This is a genomic window from Bacillus sp. FJAT-29790 (assembly GCF_019039215.1).
Classification (GTDB): domain Bacteria; phylum Bacillota; class Bacilli; order Bacillales; family Cytobacillaceae; genus Cytobacillus.
The window spans coordinates 427,959-444,636 of record NZ_JAHNZZ010000001.1 but is presented as its reverse complement, the minus strand read 5'-3'; the positions used below and the strand labels follow the sequence as shown (position 1 = coordinate 444,636).

Sequence of the window (16,678 nt, the reverse complement as noted above, 5' to 3'; positions counted from 1 at the left end):
TGGAAGTGTCCGTCTTTTCACCGTTGACGGACATTTTAACGCTCGATTCCTCTGGAAGTGTCCGTCTTTTCATCGTTGACGGACATTTTAACGCTTGATTCCTCTTGAAATGTCCGTCTTTTCATCGTTGACGGACATTTTAACACTTGATTCCTCTGGAAGTGTCCGTCTTTTCTCCCTTAACGGACATTCTAACGCTTGATTCCCCTTGAAGTGTCCGTCTTTTCACCTTTTACGACATTTTGACTTTGGACAGCGCTTGAATGCCAGCATCTTGTTTTACTCACTCATAGTAGGTCCCTAGATGAGTTCCAATTTTTTTAAATTTTTTTAATAACACCCTTCTAATTGTTCTTTTATCTTTCACTCCGCCAGACCAATCATAAATAATATTAGTAGTGATTTTCCCCCTAGGAAAGAGGAGTAAATATTCCTTCACGCTACGCAAAACAGCATCTGTGACCAGCTGTTCCTGCCCACAATCGCTACAAACACAATAATGTCCTTGAACAGAAATTAAAAATGAGCTACAGGCTTTGCAGGTAATTCCTTTTCTCAGCTGCTCATAATTATAAGGCGGTAATAAAGTATAAGGATTTTCCTCGGTATGAAGAGAAATAAGCTTATCAGCTAGCTTCATGTGATATTCAGTTAATTTTGACGGCGTCGCATCTAATTTTTTCAAATATCTCTTGACCTGTGTTGGAAAAATAAAAGGTTTGTCGAGGGGAGCTTGGTATAAGGTGAACTCGGGATTGATAAAAACTACTTTGGCTTCAATTGGGAGAGTAACTCCTATATCTTGGAGCAATTGACGAAGCAGGGATTCGCTTCGGTTCAATTGGTGAAGTGGGTTATTATATTCAGACCTAGGCACTTTGTATAACTGATTTGAGTCGCAGTAATAATCTCCTACATAATTTTTCACTTCATAAAAATAGACTTTTTCTGAAGCAATAATCAAGGTGTCAATTTGAAACATTGAGTTATTAATCTTGAATAGCAAATCATTTAAAATATAACAATCACACTGAAGATTTTCTATCAATGCATCAAACATTACCTCTCCCTCATAACCTTTTTTAAGACTTAAGTAGTGCTGGCTGTCTTTTTCTGACAAAGTCATTCGTGTTTTTAACAATCTTAGAATGGTTAATTTCCATGGTTCAGTCCGAGACCTATAAGCCATTTTTAAATCATCCTTTCTTACTATTCTAAACTTCAATTCTATTTTAATAAAAAATTCAATATAATAATCAAAACATAATGAATATTTTAGTAACCTTTTGAAAAAACAAGTGTATGTTGCATATCGTGCTATTTATCCCAAGTAGACGATCCACTTATCATTAGCAGAGATACAACCCAAAGATTTATCGATAAACTTTAAATCAATTTGCACAAGAACTTGTTAATAAGAAGCACGAGTCTTAATAGGAAGGTATATTTTTTACAAAAAGGCTAACTCTTAAGTCGAGTTAAATAATGTGTCTCTTCACCATCGTTTCTTATGATCTTACCGCTTAATGGTTTTGCCTATTTTTTTCAAAAAAAAGGAGTACCTCCCCGAATGTCTTATTGAGTAAGTTATAACACTAAACTCTCTAAAAATTTGAGGAAGACTCCCTATTTTTTATACAATCAGTATGTCTTTCATAGGTCGCACATAATATCAAGCACTTTTGTTTTATTTATTTCACGCCTAATTAAGTTATTGCATTCGTTCAGGTAGCCAGAGCGAGAGTTGCGGGAATATTACGACAACAATAAGCACTAAAATCATCAGGAAGATAAAAGGGATTACACCCCTAACTACTGCACCGAGTTTTTCTTTGGCTATGCCGCTTACGACAAATAAGTTCAAGCCTACTGGTGGTGTAATCATACCTAATTCCATATTAATTGTCATAATGATTGCAAAATGAATTAAATTGATATCAAAATGCTTGAGCATTGGAAGCAAAATAGGCAGCGTAATGAGAATGATTGAAACAGCTTCCAAGAACATACCCATAATAAAGAATAGAATATTTACAATAATCATGAATGTCCATTTATTCACATCACTGTCAGCAATCCATGCACCTATCTGTTGAGGGATTTGCGCGTTCGTTAGATAAAGTCCAAACAGGCTGGCTGCTCCAATAATTAAGAAAATCATTGCCGTTATATTAAGTGATTCAACAATAATCGGTCGAACGTCTTTCCAGTGAAGCTCTTTATAAATAAATGCAGAGACAATAATTCCATAGAACACTGCAATAACAGCTGATTCAGTCGGTGTGACGACCCCACTATATATACTGCCAAGAATAAGCACTGGTAAAAAAGCGCCCCAAATCGCTTTTAGCGAGCTTTTGCCCCTTTCCTCCCAAGAAACTTTTTCCCCTTTTCCATAACCGTTTCGCTTTGCATAAAAAATAGCTGACACAATGAGAACTCCTCCGAGAAATAGACCAGGAATGACACCAGCCATAAACAGCTTTCCAATTGATTCCTCAGCCGTTATCCCGTAGATAATTAAGGGAATACTTGGTGGAATGAGGATCCCTAGTGTTCCTGCGGCCGCAACGAGTCCCATTGAGTACTTTTTATCGTAACCGGCATTCACCATCGCCGGGATCATAATCGATCCAATTGCGGCTGCTGTCGCTGGACTTGAACCAGAAATAGCGGCAAAAATCATACAAGCAAGGATCGTAACAACAGATAAACCTCCTGGCAAATGTCCAACCCATGCTCTCAATGCTTGGATTAAATATTTTGAAATTCCGCCGCGGGCAAGTAATACACCTGCGAGCACGAAGCCCGGAATTGCCATCATCGGAAACGAATCGAGCGCTGTAAATACTCTTTGCGGTACCATGGTCATGTTAAAGTCACTTTGCACGAGAACAACCATTGTTGATAAGGCGAGACTAATGGCAATCGGTACTCTAAGTACCATTAATACGAAGAAAATACTAAGTAATAGGATTATCATATTGCTCCTCCTTTCCTCGCAGCAAATTAACCAGCCGTTCGATAAAACGTATTAAAAATAAAGTTCCAGAAATCGGTAAAATCAAATATACGATCCACATTGGAATGCCAACATCGAGGGAAACCATCCCTGAGTTAAATCTGTTCTCAACGAGAATAAGGCCGTAATACGTAAAAGCAGCGCAAAACAAAATACTTACTGACGTTGCGAAAAAATCAACAAGACGTTTACCGCGTCTTGAAAGCTTGTCATAAACAATATCAACTTGAATATGATGGTTATGCCTTAGTGCAACACCAAATCCGAGAAACGTTCCCCAAATAATCACGTATCTAACGACTTCTTCAACCCAAGCTTTTGGCTCGTTAAAGACATATCGCATTAATACACCATAAAATATGAGCGTAATTCCCGCGAAAAAGAACGTTCCCGCTGAAATTTCCTCAAATAAATCCCAAAACTTTTTCAAGCTCTTCATTTATCGCACTCCTTCTTTGTCCTGATAATTAAGTACACGCTCTGCTCGTAAAAATGCACAAGTGTCGATCAAAATTCAGATCGACACCCGAGAGTGCTTACTTTAGACCACGAATGCCATCGATGAGTTCAGGAGTAATTGTTTTACTGAACTCATCGTATACAGGTTGTAAAGCTTCTGCCAAAGCAGCGCGCTCTTCATCAGTCAAGTCAAGAACTTCAATTTTTCCGGAGTTTTTAATATTTTCTAAACTTGCCGCATTTTCGTCTGTTGCCAGTTTCCATTCAAGTTCTGTTGCTTCTTTCAGTGCTTCCTCTACTTGTGCACGGATATCTTCCGGCATTTTGGCCCAGAATGGCTTGTTAACAAAAATCGCATAGTCTAAGCGACCATGTTGGCTTAGAGACATATATTTCTGTACTTCTTGATATTTTTGAGTATCAATATTGTTGTAAGTATTTTCTTGTCCATCAACAGTTCCTTGTTGTAAGGCAGCGTAAGTTTCACCGAAAGCAATCGTCGCGCTACCAGCACCAAGAGCATTGAATTGTGCCTCTAACACTTTTCCTGCTTGTGCACGGAATTTAAGCCCAGCAAAATCGGCAGGTTTTTGTAATGGGTGTTTATTATTTGTAAAATGCTTGAATCCATTTTCCCAAAATGCTAGGCCCATGATATCATTAGCTGCTAATTGATCACTATTTAATAAAGTTTTTGCAACATCACTTTCGAAAAACTTGTGTGCATGCTCTTGATTTTCAAATAAGAAAGGCATATCAACATACTGCCAACGTGGATCCAATTTAACCATTTTTGTTACAGATGGAGCGATCATATGAACATTTCCAGAAACAAGTGCATCTAATTCATCGTTATCTCCGTATAATTGAGAGGACGGATATACTTCTACTTTTACTTTTCCGTCTGTTTTCTCTGCGACTAACTCGGCAAAGCGATCAGCTGCTTTCCCTTTTACACTATCAATTGCTGTAACGTGTGAAAATTTAATCACAATTGGTTTCGTTTCTGCGGCTGGTTTTTTCTCTTCCGAGCCTCCAGTACTTTCACTACTTCCGCCTGAACATGCTGCTGCAATCAGCGCAAACAAACTAATAATACTAATCAAAAGCATTTTTCTCATTCTAATTTCCCCCCTATTAATTTGCTAAATTATTACTTCGCTTACATGAAATTCACCATATAAAAACTAGTATTCTCACGCCCCTTTTATTCATGTAAAAAATCAGGATTACTTCCTGAATTTTGGAAGTGAATCTATATATTCAGCTCCAAACCGCTCTGCGTAAAAGTCATAAACCGGTTTAAAAGCTCTTTCCCATGTTTGGCGTTCTTCAGTTGTAAGATGGTAGATGTTGATACAGTCGCAAGATTCCAATTCAGCTAGTTTCTTAGCATTTAAATTGTGAGCGGTCTCCCTCTCCCATTCATTCACCTCTTCTAACGTATCCAGTATGAGCTTTTGTACGTTGTCGGGAAGCCCGTCCCAAAATTGTTTGTTCATTAATAATACATAGCCTAAATAGCCATGGTTGCTAACCGTTAAGTAGTTTTGCAGCAAATGAAGATTTTTGCTTGTAATATTGGACAGCGTGTTTTCCTGTCCGTCAATATCCCCATTTTCCAAGTGGTGAAACACATTATTAAAATCGAGTTCCTTTGGTACCGCTCCAGAAAGTGAAAATTGCCGATAAATAATATCGCTTGGCATAATTCTCATCTTTAACTGTTCGAGATCGTCGGGACGATAAATCGGATATGAGCGATTACTCATCTGTTTGAAGCCATTATCCCACATTCCTAACATAAGGAGTCCTTCGTTATCAAATTCCGCGGCAAGCTCTTGGCCAATCGGTCCTGCTAAATAATCATGAACTTCTTGATATGAATCGAAGGCAAACGGCAAATCGATGACAGACCATTCAGGAATGAGGGAAGTCACTTTTGACGTCGCCGGCGCAATCATCTGAACATCGCCTTGTAAAAGCGCTTCCAATTCTTCGCCATCTTTATAAAGGAAACCATTGGGAAATACTTGTACCTCTACATAGTTATTGCTACGTTCTTTCAACAACTGAGCAAACTTACGAGCAGCTAATCCTTTCGGTGTTTCCTCACCAACAACATGGGAAAAACGAATAACAATTCGCTCTTCTTCACTTAATTGCTCAAAATCCATCGGATAACCGGTCGATTGACAGCCAAATAAGAAAACGAGAAGTAGCCCCCAGATAAATAGGATAGTATTCCGTTTGCAAATATTATTTAGGTACAATTGAATCCTCCAAATTAATAGATAATCTGATTATTGTTATTTTATATACTTTTTGATTAAATTCAACATTAAGAAAATATTGAACATTTTGGTCTTTTTGGTCTCTGCTTTTTATCCTTTATTTTTGCAAAACATTTAAGGGCTACTATCTTCTGCACAGCGTATTAATAGGAACAAAAATGGCCTTGGGTGGACCTATACTTATTTTTATATTTTTTATTTCAGGGAATAAAACTTAGTTGGCCTCCCCACATTCCCATATTTCATCTCAATATAAACTTTTTCCTTGCTGGCCAGAAAATCTAAATATTTTCTTACTGTTACCCTTGCCATCCCCACATTTTGCGCTAATTGTTCCGCGGTGATTGGAATTTCTTCTCCAACTAAACCAAGTAAAACTTGTTTCATTGTCAGTTCGTTCAATCCTTTTGGTAGCTCTTCTGCGCTGCCGGAACTGCCTAACCATTCATCAATATCTTCCTGCCTCAAATGTTCAAGTCCGCTTATTTTTTTTGTCATTTTATAATAGTCTTCAAGAGACTTTTTAAACCGATCAAACCGGAAAGGTTTCACCATATAATCAACCGCACCTAAACGCATGACTTCCTTAATAGTTACAGCGTCTCGAGCCGCTGTAATCATAATAATGTCACAAGGAACCCGTTTTGCTCGTAGTTCGACCAAAATCTCCAATCCTGAAATATCCGGCAAATACATATCCAGCAACACAAGATTAGGTTTTAGCTTTATTATTTGCGTTAATGCATCTTTTCCATTGGCTGACATTCCAATTAAAGTGAAGCTGGTCATCTTTTCCAGAAAACCTTTATTTACTTCCAGCACCATCGGATCATCCTCAACAATAAAAACGGAAATCTTCGGCATTTCCATGCACCTCCCCCACTTTTACAGCAATTGTCGTGCCTGAATCAGAATTTGAAGATAATGAAATTTCACCCTTGTTTGCTTCGACAATTTGTTTAACTAGCGCCAATCCGATTCCCCTTCCTTCTTTCGCCTTTGTGCTGAAACCGTATTCAAAAATTCTTTCTGGCTGTTCTGGCAGGCCAAGCCCGCTATCTTGAACTTCTATAAATAAAAATTCAGTATCTCCTTGAATAAAGAAGGTCACAGTCCGTTCATCTAGTTTCGAACACGCATCCATTGCATTATCAATTAAATTCCCAATAATTGTAACAAGGTCTCCACTAGAAAATCCATTCACAATTTCCGCCAAAAACGATTCTTCATCAATAATGAGTGCGACGCCGAGTTCCTTCGCGCGTGATCTTTTCCCGAGTAAAAGTCCTAACACGGAATAATCAGCCATATTATCTTTTAAAAACTGAACAACATCTTGTTCATCAGAAATTTCGTCGACAATCAAGTTTAATGCATCCTCTGTCCGTTCTAGCTGGATTAAGCCAGCAATACTATGCAATTTATTCATATACTCATGATTTTGGGCACGCAATGCATCAACAAGGGTTTTTATTCCCGTTAATTCTTCTGCAAGCATATGGGCTTCTTTCCGATCCGTCATCATGATAAGGGAGCCGACAGGCCGATCTTGAACATTAATTGGATAAATCCTCACTAAATACATGATGCCATGGCACAGTAAGGGGCGGTAAATGACTTCCTTGCTTCCTTGAGATTCCTTTGCAAGCCAAGTATCGGGAAACATCTCACTAACCGTGACTGTGTGACCATGAAATTTCGTGTACTGCTTAGCCAAACGATTCATAAAAATAATGTTTGCTTTTTCGTCGGTCGCTAAAATACCAATATCCATCGCCTGCATCATACTGGAACGCTCCTCAACAAGACGAGCAATTTCGTATGGTTCAAGGTTTAGCGTTTGCTTTTTTAAATGATTCGCAATAAAAAGGGAACCAATAAAACCAATCAATAAACCCCAAAACAAAGAAAAGAACATATCATCACGGTATTCAACAACTAAACTATGAATGGTCGGGGACAAAATACCAACAGTAACAACCCCAACCTGCCTTACACCTTCCTCATTCATAATCGGAACAAAAGCGCGAATGGCGTACCCTAACACCCCCTGGGCTTTCGAAATATATTCGTGTTCGGATAATGCTGCCTGTTCGTCGCCCCCTTCAAATGTCGTTCCTAGCTTACTCTCTGAAGGATGGGAATAACGTAACCGATTCATATCAAAGACAACAATATAATCAACATCTGTTGCTAATCGAACTCTTTCTGCGATTGGCTGAATAATGACAGAACCGCCATTTTCCCCCACATGGCTTTTGATGTCTGGCAGCTGCGCCACTGTACGCGCAATCGCAATCGCCCGCGCACCCAATTCCTTTTCAAAAGCACCTGAAATATTGTGTATCATAATCCAGCCGCTCGTTACGACCGAGAAAACAACGAGAATAAATGAGAAGATAAACATTTTCACGCGCAAAGAAATTCTGGTCATAATCCATCTATCACCTCTTTACTATAGAACTCCTCTAATAAACTACCGAAGAGGCCATTTTCCACTTCAACAAATTCTAGCAGATTGGTTTTACTTAATAAGTTGACGTAGCCCTGTCCCCATTTCCTTCACAAAAAAGAGGATATATCTTATATATCCTCTAATGAATATCGTATTAATTACAAGCTGATACCAAGTGTTTTATTCAATCGCAAAAATGAATGCGTACAATGGCTGTTTCCCATCATGCACTTCAATTTCAATATCATCGAATTCTTCAGCAATAAAGCTGGCAATGGCTTCTACATCATCTTCAGAAGCATCTTCACCCTTTAGAATGGTTAAGATTTCTGAATCTTCATCGATCATTTTCGCAAGCAAGTCTTTGGCAGACTGGACTTTATCTTTGTTTTTAACAATAATTTTACCTTCGGCAATTCCCATGAAATCATCTTTTTCGATTTCAAGACCATCAATACTTGTATCACGAACAGCGAAGGTGATTTGGCCAGTTTTCACATGCTGTAATGCTTCTGTCATTCCTGCCTCATTCTGTGCTAATCCTGTACCTGGATTAAACGCAAGTAACGCAGACATTCCTTGAGGGACTGTTTTCGATGGAATGACAATGGCTTCGTAATCAGTCATCTCAGCCGCTTGCTGAGCAGCCATAATGATATTTTTATTATTAGGCAGAATAATAATTTTCTTCGCATTGATTTCATTCATTGCCTTCACAATATCTTCCGTACTTGGATTCATTGTTTGACCGCCTTCAATGACTGCATGTGCTCCGATGCTGCGAAATAAATCGGCAATGCCGCTGCCCATTGAAACCGTGATAATCCCGTATTCAAGTTGTTTCTTCGTTCTATTTCCAGTTTCAGAAACGAGCGGAGTATCAACTAAGTTCGAATGCTGCTCGCGCATATTTTCAATCTTCATATTAATCAGGGTTCCGTAGCGCTGGCCATATGATAAACAATCGCCTGGCTGCTCGGAATGGATATGTACTTTAACAAGCTCTTCATCAGCGATTACTAATAATGAATCACCGTATTTACTTAAGTCTTGGCGAAAGGTTTCTTCTGAAAACGGTTTTTCTGAAAGCTTATCACTTTCGAATTTCACCATAAATTCTGTACAATAGCCATACTCAATATCCTCAGTATTCATAAAGCTATGAACATTTTTATGGTGTTCCGCACTTACAAGCTCTTCCATTTTCGGAAGGGCTGATGGACTATCAGGAAGCTTTTCGCCTTTTAATTCAGCAAGGAAGCCCTCATAAACAAAAACAAGCCCTTGACCCCCGCTGTCGACAACACCTACTTCTTTAAGCACCGGCAGTAAGTCAGGTGTTCTGTCAAGGGAAGCTTTTGCTTCTCTCACTACTTCTTCCATAATGGTAATTATATTTTCTTCATTTGTAGCTATTTGAACAGCTTTATTAGCTGAATCCTTTGCAACCGTTAGTATTGTCCCTTCAACAGGCTTCATCACTGCCTTATAGGCCGTTTCAACCCCTGAATGAAGTGCTGCCGCAAATTCATGTCCGTTAATCGTTGCTTTTTGCTCGATCGCTTTTGAGAAACCTCGGAATAGCTGCGACAAAATAACGCCTGAATTCCCTCGCGCGCCCATAAGTAGGCCTTTAGAAAGGGCTGCTCCCACTTTTCCAATATGCTCCTGCACATTATTTTTCACTTCCTTCGCACCGGAAGTAATTGACAAATTCATGTTTGTTCCTGTGTCGCCATCAGGAACAGGAAAAACGTTTAGCGCATCTACATACTTGGCATTCAAGGATAAATAGTTTGCCCCCTGGATAACCATTTCCGCAAAACGTTTTCCATCTAAAGCTTTTATTGACACAAGTCTTTCCTCCTCACTACGGGCTCGTTACACGAACGCCCTGAACGTAAATATTCACCGAGTCAACAGCAAGTCCTACTGTTTTATCCAGCGTGTATTTTACTTTTGATTGCACGTTGTGGGCAATCTCAGAAATTTTCGTTCCATAACTTACAATTATATACATATCAATATGTACTTCATCGTTTTCTTGGCGAACGATAACCCCACGGGTAAAATTTTCCTTCCGCAAAATATCTGTCAGGCCGTCTTTAATCTGATTTTTTGAGGCCATTCCAACAATCCCATAACAGTCAACTGCTGCTCCGCCGGCAATCGTTGCAATAACATCATTCGAGATATCAATTTGCCCGAATTTTGTTTGTAGTTCGATAGACATGATTTATTCCCCCTTTGGAAATTTTTCCAGATAAGAAAAGCGAAGGCACCCGGATTTTGAAATTTTCCTAACTAAAAAGAACATAAACTTCCTATCTTATAATGAACATTTTACTATAGGCACTATTTTTTTGAAAGTCAAACTCTCCCTTCTTTATTATAGCTTATCAGACTATAGGCTATGTCAAGGAAATTTTCTTGAAAGACTATTGTTTCTATTGCAATCAAGAAGGTTGTATGATAAATTATTAAAGTATCTTTTAATGTGCGAAAAGCAGTTCTGCTGTTTTTCTCATAGAATTAGATTGATCATCTGACATGGCAAATGTAAGCATGAAAATCAGCTTCAGCTTTTGTAATAAGGAGGGAAATGAATATGCCACGTAAATGTGTAGTAACTGGTAAAAAAACAACAACAGGTAACGCACGTTCCCATGCATTGAACGCTAACAAGCGTACTTGGGGTGCTAACCTTCAAAAAGTACGTATTCTTGTAGACGGTAAGCCTAAGCGTGTTTGGGTTTCTGCAAGAGCGCTAAAATCAGGTAAAGTAGAACGCGTTTAATAAAGTGTAAGGACATCCATTTTGGATGTCCTTTTATTATTTTTATTTCCTTTATCAAAAAATAAAGCACCCATAGTGGGTGCTCCTTCTTTTCATGTATTTATTTAATCTTTTTTGAATGTTCCTAACATAGCGCGAACAATACCACCTAAAAATCTTGGCAGTTTAATGGTATAAAATCTCATTATTCGTGTCCCTCCTCACGAGTCTTGCGCATCCAGCTTTACTTCATTCACCCTTACCATCTTATTCAAATAATAAAGATAAGTACTCATGATTTTCATTTTAATCATTACTCCTTACAACCATTATTATGCCTTCGGAAAATGAAAAATTACCATAATCATTAATAAGTTCATTACTAATACATAAGGTAGATCCTAACGGAATATGACAATCTTTTAAGGGATATTTAAAGCCTTGCAGCGTTAGACCGCAGACCTCCATAGTAATTGGAACAAATGAAATGTATTTTAATGTTGAATTTCTTTTTATCGAATAACTCCCTGGTGGCTTCAAATAGACGATGTTTTTTTGATCAATCATTTCCACCTGAACGAAATCCCGGTTTAAGGTTGGTTTTACAAGCAGTTGAATATTGGCAAACAAATGGTCAAGTCTTCCCCCGGTTGCCCCAAATAATCGAATTAATTCCGGACTTTGTTCCAAGGCAAAATTCAAAGCAAGCTCCATGTCCGTTTCATCCTTTATAGGTTTAAATCGGTTTAATTCCTTCACATTCTCCTCAATCATGGTCATCTCTTCCTCTGTGACCGAATCGAAATCACCAAATGCCATTGATGGTATAATTCCATTGGACATGAGAGTAAGGACACCTTTATCAACACCAATCCAAATATCAGTCTCCGAATAATAATCTTTAAGATCCGGTAAAAGTTCTTCTGGACCGCCAGCAAGTATATTTATTATCATCTTATTCACCCTAATTTTATTAAAAGTTAGGCTTTGTTAAACTTGCCTGCTGATTTCCACTCCAGGCGCTTCGCTTTCCGCGGGGCGGGCGGTGAGCCTCCTCGGCGCACTGCGCCTTCGGGGTCTCACCTATCCCGCTACTCCCGCAGGAGTCTACGCACCTTCCGCTCCAATCAACAAAGTGCAAAAATCAACATTGAGCTTTAACATAGCCAAAAGCTATAAGAAGCCAGCCGTTCACCAGCTGACTTCTAATTTTAATATATTATTTGGACCCTCTTATTGCAGCAATTGCCTTTGCGCGGTCTTTTTGATTGTACACAGCAGAACCGGCTACAAGAACGTTCGCTCCCGCCTCAATACATAGCTTCGCCGTTTCTTCATTCACACCGCCATCCACTTCGATTTCAATATTAAGCCCTTTTGAGTCCGCCATTTCTTTAACTGCAGAAATTTTCGGAAGTACGGAATGAATAAATTCTTGGCCGCCAAAGCCAGGGTTTACTGTCATAAGTAAAACCATATCGATGTCCTCTAAAATATTCTCTATTGTATGAACCGGAGTTGCCGGGTTTAACACGACACCTGCTTTTATTCCAAATGACTTGATGAAATGGATCGTTCGATGCAAATGGCGGCAAGCTTCTACGTGAACCGTAATATAATCGGCACCTGCTTTAACAAACGCCTCAATATATTGGTCCGGATTATCGATCATCAGATGAACATCCAAAGGAAGCTTTGTCACTGGACGGATAGCTTCGACAATTAAAGGACCAATGGTAATATTAGGAACAAAATGCCCATCCATTACATCCACATGAATATAATCCGCTCCTCCTTTTTCCACATCCTTTATTTCTTCTCCCAGCTTGGAAAAATCGGCGGATAATATCGAAGGTGCAATCTTTACCATAATTAGTACCTCGGCTTTCTCTCTTTTATTTCCTGCAAAAATGTCTTATAGTGCTCGTATCGATACAGTGGGATTTCTTCATTATCTACGGAAGCTTTAACCGCACATTTTGGCTCTGCGATGTGCAGGCATCCCCTGAATTTACAGTCTTCACTTTTGCTTTGAATTTCAGGAAAACAGACGTTGAGATCCTCCACTTCTATATCCATAAATTCAAGTGAACTAAACCCAGGCGTATCAGCTACTAGGCCCTCTCCGACTTTAATTAGTTCGACATGTCTTGTTGTATGCTTCCCACGGCCAAGATGGGAAGAAATATCGTTTGTTTTAAGTTCTAAATCAGGTCTAAGCGCATTAAGAAGAGTTGATTTTCCGACACCTGATTGTCCAGCAAAAACAGATATTTCCCCTTCTAAGTATGGATATAAATCTTTTATGCCCTCCTCCGTTTCCGAAGAAGTTAACAAAACATCGTAACCTGCCTTTCGGTAATCTTCCGCATAGGCTACTATTTCATTATGTTGCGCATCATTTGTTAAATCCATTTTCGTGACGCAAATGACCGGCTTAATATGATTAAATTCCACCAACACAAGAAAACGGTCTAGAAGGGCTGTGCTAAAATCAGGTTCGACCGCAGAAAAGACAAGAATAGCCTGATCTACATTGGCAATTGGCGGCCGAACGAGTTCATTCTTGCGGTCTTTCACTTCTAAAATATAGCCTTCCTTATTATTCTCAGCTTGAAAAACAACTTCGTCACCGACAAGTGGAGTTACCTTATTTTTCCGAAAAACCCCCCGTCCGCGGCATTGAACGGTTTCACTATCGCTCAATACATAATAAAAGCCGCTTAACGCTTTAATAATCTTGCCCTCAGGCATAGCAACACTCCTTACAAAAAGGTGGGAGCTTCACTTAACTTAACTTGAGAAGCCAATTTTGTTAAAAAATTGACGACATCAGCATAAAATATTTAATTAAGCGTAGCTCTATTCAAACCGCCTTATTAAGTTAGTTTGGTTGTTTCAATCAAATATTTTTCATAATTTACGCTAACTTTCAAAATCCATATCGATTTTGTTTATTACTGATATGGTACTGTCTGATAATCAATCACATTACTATCTTGTACCAGTTTATAACCACCCTTTTGTCCAAATGGAATCAATAATTCAATACTTATCTTCTTGTTTTCTGTAATGTAAAGTGTATCATAAAGTTCTGTCAAGCTATGATTCATATCTTCAATATATATTTGGACTTCCTGAGGCTGTCCCTCTTTTGTGGGATCATACGGAATATTTATTTCCACAGGGACTACTTTAGGCGGAATTTCTTTTTTTCCTTTTGACAATACAACTTTAACGATGTTGCCCCTTGACAAGACTGCTCCAGGCAAAGGATTTTGAGAGATCACATGCTCTTTGGGAATATCATCAGAATAGTCTTCCATCGACATATCGATTACCAATCCGGTCGATTCTTCATATTCCTGTAAACCCTTTACATTATATTCTTTTAAATCTTTTAAAGTAATCGGCTTTGGTCCCAAACTAACAGTAAACTCTAATTCTGTTTCCTCTGGTATAACTTCTCCTTGTTTGATGTTTTGATCAAGAATCGTTCCAGTGGATTCGTTTTCGTTATTAACTTCTATTTTCGTGATATTCTTAAAGTGGCCTGACAGTTGTTTCTCGACGTCATCGTAAAGTTGTCCCCGATAATCGTCCAACGCGAACTTTTCCTTGCCTAAACTTTCATAAATCTCAATGTTTGTTCCTTCTTTTACGATTTTCCCAGCTTTAGGATCCGTTTTTATGACAAGACCTTCGTCAATGTCAGCATCATATATCTTTTTCGGATCACTAACAATAAAGCCGGCAGCTTTGAGCTGTGTAACGGCCGCCTCAATTCCCTTTCCTGATACATCTGGAATTTCAAGGTCTTTTGGTGATAACAAATCCGGTAGGACCGTAACTGTAAGAACACCAAGTATGAGAAGACTCAAAAAGACAGAAACTAAAATGATAGGCCATTTTTTGCGTTTTTTCTTATCTTTCACTGGCTTCGATTCTAGATTATTATGGCCGTTTGTTCCATCTTTCCCATGAACAAGGGTCTCATCCATGTTCGCATAAGGACGATCTTCTGTTATGACTGGAATTGCTTTCGTGGCATCAGCATCAATTGGAACCCAAAATTTCCCTTCATTTATTCGATCGGGGTCCAATGCCGTCCCTAAATCATCTTCCATTTCCTCTACGCTATCATAACGATGAAAAGGATCCTTTGCTGTCGCTTTAAAAACAATATTTTCGACGCTTTGAGGGATCGAAGGGTTCCAACGCCGTAAAGATGGAGTCTCAGATTGTAAATGTTTGAGCGCAATCGATACTGCTGATTCCCCTGAAAATGGCAATCTTCCCGTTAGCAGCTCGAACATGACAATTCCCAATGAATAGATGTCAGACTTCCGATTAGCCATTCCGCCCCTTGCCTGTTCAGGAGACAAATAATGCACAGAACCTAACACCGAGTTTGTCTGCGTAATGCTTGTCGCACTCAATGCCATTGCAATCCCAAAATCGGTGATTTTCACATTTCCATGGTGATCAATTAATATATTGTGGGGCTTGATATCACGATGAATAATATGATTCTGATGGGCATGTGAAATAGCCGATGTCAGTTGTCTCATAATATCAATAGCTTCATCCATCCGAACTGGGCTATTTTTCTGTATGTATTGCTTTAATGTTTGACCGGCCACATATTCCATTACAATGTAATAAATAGAATCTTCTTCACCAACATCGTAAATACTGACAATATTAGGATGGGCAAGACTTGTTGCTGACTGGGCTTCTCGGTGAAAGCGGCGAATAAATTCATCGTCATTGGCAAAATCAAGACGCAGCATCTTAACAGCTACATCCCGGTCAAGAATCATATCATGAGCTAAATAAACATTGGCCATCCCACCGCCGCCAATGATTTCAAGAATTTTGTAACGCCCGCTAAGTCTTTTACCTATTAGCATTGTTCATCACCAGACTCACTGCCATCTAAGAACTCGACAATTATCAGAGTGATATTATCTTCTCCGCCATGATCATTGGCCAAATCGATAAGTTTAGCAGCCTTCTCATCTAGACTTTTATCACTTTTTAGAATACCCAGCATTTCCATTTCATTGACTTTATTTGACAGACCATCGGAGCATAATAGTAATATGTCGTCGTCTTCGAATATAATCGTTTTTATATCCATAACGACTGTCTCTTCAGTCCCCAATGCTCTTAACACAACATTTTTCATCGGGTGATGTTCTGCATCTTCCTTCGAAATTTGCCCGGAACGGACTAATTCGTTAACAAGGGAATGATCCTCCGTTAATTGCTGGAATCCAGTTTCATTTAGAATATAGCAGCGGCTATCGCCAACACTGGCTACAGTTGAAAAACGGTCTGTACAAATGACAGCTACAACGGTTGTACCCATACCCTCACATTCGGAAAAAGTTTTCGAATGCTCAAATAAAATTTCATTCACCTTGGCAATGTTTAATTTCAGCCATTCTTCTGCTTCATCAGCTTTTTGGATTTCTTCTGTATTTCCCCACAGCATCTTCAAATTTGCTAACGTCATTTCACTTGCAACATCACCCGCACGGTGCCCGCCCATGCCATCTGCTACAATGGCAAGGCGCTGGCCGCTGCGGTTAATAAAAACTCCGCCACTATCTTCATTATGCTGTCGAACTCTGCCTCGGTCTGTTTTAAAAACAGCTTTCATCTTG

16 protein-coding genes are annotated in these 16,678 nt (G+C 39.0%); 1 reads left to right on the top strand and 15 read right to left on the bottom strand.

The genetic code is table 11. From position 1 onward, the window contains the following. Positions 1-283: 283 nt before the first annotated feature. The 9 genes from BGM26_RS02155 to BGM26_RS02115 form a co-directional block, all read right to left on the bottom strand. The gene (locus BGM26_RS02155) at positions 284-1,189 is read right to left on the bottom strand and encodes a nuclease-related domain-containing protein (RefSeq protein ID WP_217038101.1); all 906 of its coding nucleotides are present in this window, start codon (positions 1,187-1,189) and stop codon (positions 284-286) included. 522 nt (positions 1,190-1,711) lie between these two features. After that, a complete protein-coding gene (locus BGM26_RS02150) occupies positions 1,712-2,983 on the bottom strand; it encodes a TRAP transporter large permease (RefSeq protein ID WP_217038100.1) in 1,272 nt (423 codons plus the stop codon). Beyond that, complete coding sequence (locus tag BGM26_RS02145) at positions 2,964-3,461, bottom strand: TRAP transporter small permease (protein WP_217038099.1); 498 nt, start codon at positions 3,459-3,461, stop codon at positions 2,964-2,966. Before BGM26_RS02145 ends, BGM26_RS02150 begins: the two co-directional genes overlap by 20 nt. 97 nt (positions 3,462-3,558) lie before the next feature. Beyond that, positions 3,559-4,602, bottom strand: a complete 1,044-nt coding sequence (locus tag BGM26_RS02140) for a DctP family TRAP transporter solute-binding subunit (protein WP_217038098.1) — start codon at positions 4,600-4,602, stop codon at positions 3,559-3,561. A gap of 108 nt (positions 4,603-4,710) precedes the next feature. Beyond that, positions 4,711-5,754 carry a DctP family TRAP transporter solute-binding subunit gene (locus BGM26_RS02135; RefSeq protein ID WP_254118921.1) on the bottom strand — a complete coding sequence of 348 codons (1,044 nt, stop codon included), beginning with the start codon at positions 5,752-5,754 and terminating at the stop codon, positions 4,711-4,713. A 216-nt stretch (positions 5,755-5,970) separates the two neighbouring features. Next, entirely contained in the window at positions 5,971-6,639 is a 669-nt protein-coding gene (locus BGM26_RS02130) for a response regulator (protein WP_217038097.1), read from the bottom strand. Then, positions 6,611-8,209, bottom strand: coding sequence for an ATP-binding protein (locus tag BGM26_RS02125; RefSeq protein WP_254118919.1), 1,599 nt, complete (start codon positions 8,207-8,209; stop codon positions 6,611-6,613). The genes BGM26_RS02130 and BGM26_RS02125 overlap by 29 nt, the downstream gene beginning before the upstream one ends. A gap of 201 nt (positions 8,210-8,410) precedes the next feature. Next, positions 8,411-10,084 (bottom strand): DAK2 domain-containing protein, encoded by a 1,674-nt coding sequence (locus BGM26_RS02120; protein WP_217038096.1) that lies wholly within the window; start codon positions 10,082-10,084, stop codon positions 8,411-8,413. A 16-nt stretch (positions 10,085-10,100) separates the two neighbouring features. Next, complete coding sequence (locus BGM26_RS02115; RefSeq protein WP_217038095.1) at positions 10,101-10,463, bottom strand: Asp23/Gls24 family envelope stress response protein; 363 nt, start codon at positions 10,461-10,463, stop codon at positions 10,101-10,103. 375 nt (positions 10,464-10,838) lie between these two features. On the opposite strand from BGM26_RS02115, the gene rpmB reads away from it, so the two are divergent. Next, a complete protein-coding gene (rpmB, locus tag BGM26_RS02110) occupies positions 10,839-11,027 on the top strand; it encodes a 50S ribosomal protein L28 (protein ID WP_217038094.1) in 189 nt (62 codons plus the stop codon). Between the two features lie 104 nt (positions 11,028-11,131). Here the strand turns inward: rpmB and spoVM are convergent, their stop codons facing one another. The 6 genes from spoVM to BGM26_RS02080 all read right to left on the bottom strand — a co-directional run bounded on the left by spoVM (position 11,132) and on the right by BGM26_RS02080 (position 16,674). Beyond that, entirely contained in the window at positions 11,132-11,212 is an 81-nt protein-coding gene (spoVM, locus tag BGM26_RS02105) for a stage V sporulation protein SpoVM (protein ID WP_213128698.1), read from the bottom strand. Between the two features lie 100 nt (positions 11,213-11,312). Continuing rightward, positions 11,313-11,960, bottom strand: coding sequence for a thiamine diphosphokinase (locus tag BGM26_RS02100; protein WP_217038093.1), 648 nt, complete (start codon positions 11,958-11,960; stop codon positions 11,313-11,315). A gap of 265 nt (positions 11,961-12,225) precedes the next feature. Next, the gene (rpe, locus tag BGM26_RS02095) at positions 12,226-12,876 is read right to left on the bottom strand and encodes a ribulose-phosphate 3-epimerase (protein ID WP_217038092.1); all 651 of its coding nucleotides are present in this window, start codon (positions 12,874-12,876) and stop codon (positions 12,226-12,228) included. 2 nt (positions 12,877-12,878) lie between these two features. Continuing rightward, positions 12,879-13,760: a ribosome small subunit-dependent GTPase A gene (gene rsgA, locus BGM26_RS02090; protein ID WP_217038091.1), complete on the bottom strand. Its 882-nt coding sequence runs from the start codon at positions 13,758-13,760 to the stop codon at positions 12,879-12,881. Between the two features lie 203 nt (positions 13,761-13,963). Continuing rightward, on the bottom strand, positions 13,964-15,919 hold the full coding sequence (gene pknB, locus BGM26_RS02085) for a Stk1 family PASTA domain-containing Ser/Thr kinase (RefSeq protein WP_217038089.1): 1,956 nt from the start codon (positions 15,917-15,919) through the stop codon (positions 13,964-13,966). Further along, positions 15,913-16,674 carry a Stp1/IreP family PP2C-type Ser/Thr phosphatase gene (locus BGM26_RS02080; RefSeq protein WP_217038088.1) on the bottom strand — a complete coding sequence of 254 codons (762 nt, stop codon included), beginning with the start codon at positions 16,672-16,674 and terminating at the stop codon, positions 15,913-15,915. The genes pknB and BGM26_RS02080 overlap by 7 nt, the downstream gene beginning before the upstream one ends. Positions 16,675-16,678: the final 4 nt, after the last annotated feature.

Excerpts from the sequence above, each read along its gene's own strand:
- BGM26_RS02155 (WP_217038101.1), bottom strand. The coding sequence starts at position 1,189 with ATGGCTTATAGGTCTCGGACTGAACCATGGAAATTAACCATTCTAAGA.
- BGM26_RS02150 (WP_217038100.1), bottom strand. The coding sequence starts at position 2,983 with ATGATAATCCTATTACTTAGTATTTTCTTCGTATTAATGGTACTTAGA.
- BGM26_RS02145 (WP_217038099.1), bottom strand. The coding sequence starts at position 3,461 with ATGAAGAGCTTGAAAAAGTTTTGGGATTTATTTGAGGAAATTTCAGCG.
- BGM26_RS02140 (WP_217038098.1), bottom strand. The coding sequence starts at position 4,602 with ATGAGAAAAATGCTTTTGATTAGTATTATTAGTTTGTTTGCGCTGATT.
- BGM26_RS02130 (WP_217038097.1), bottom strand. The coding sequence starts at position 6,639 with ATGCCGAAGATTTCCGTTTTTATTGTTGAGGATGATCCGATGGTGCTG.
- BGM26_RS02125 (WP_254118919.1), bottom strand. The coding sequence starts at position 8,209 with ATGACCAGAATTTCTTTGCGCGTGAAAATGTTTATCTTCTCATTTATT.
- BGM26_RS02115 (WP_217038095.1), bottom strand. The coding sequence starts at position 10,463 with ATGTCTATCGAACTACAAACAAAATTCGGGCAAATTGATATCTCGAAT.
- rpmB (WP_217038094.1), top strand. The coding sequence starts at position 10,839 with ATGCCACGTAAATGTGTAGTAACTGGTAAAAAAACAACAACAGGTAAC.
- spoVM (WP_213128698.1), bottom strand. The coding sequence starts at position 11,212 with ATGAGATTTTATACCATTAAACTGCCAAGATTTTTAGGTGGTATTGTT.
- BGM26_RS02100 (WP_217038093.1), bottom strand. The coding sequence starts at position 11,960 with ATGATAATAAATATACTTGCTGGCGGTCCAGAAGAACTTTTACCGGAT.
- rpe (WP_217038092.1), bottom strand. The coding sequence starts at position 12,876 with ATGGTAAAGATTGCACCTTCGATATTATCCGCCGATTTTTCCAAGCTG.
- rsgA (WP_217038091.1), bottom strand. The coding sequence starts at position 13,760 with ATGCCTGAGGGCAAGATTATTAAAGCGTTAAGCGGCTTTTATTATGTA.
- pknB (WP_217038089.1), bottom strand. The coding sequence starts at position 15,919 with ATGCTAATAGGTAAAAGACTTAGCGGGCGTTACAAAATTCTTGAAATC.
- BGM26_RS02080 (WP_217038088.1), bottom strand. The coding sequence starts at position 16,674 with ATGAAAGCTGTTTTTAAAACAGACCGAGGCAGAGTTCGACAGCATAAT.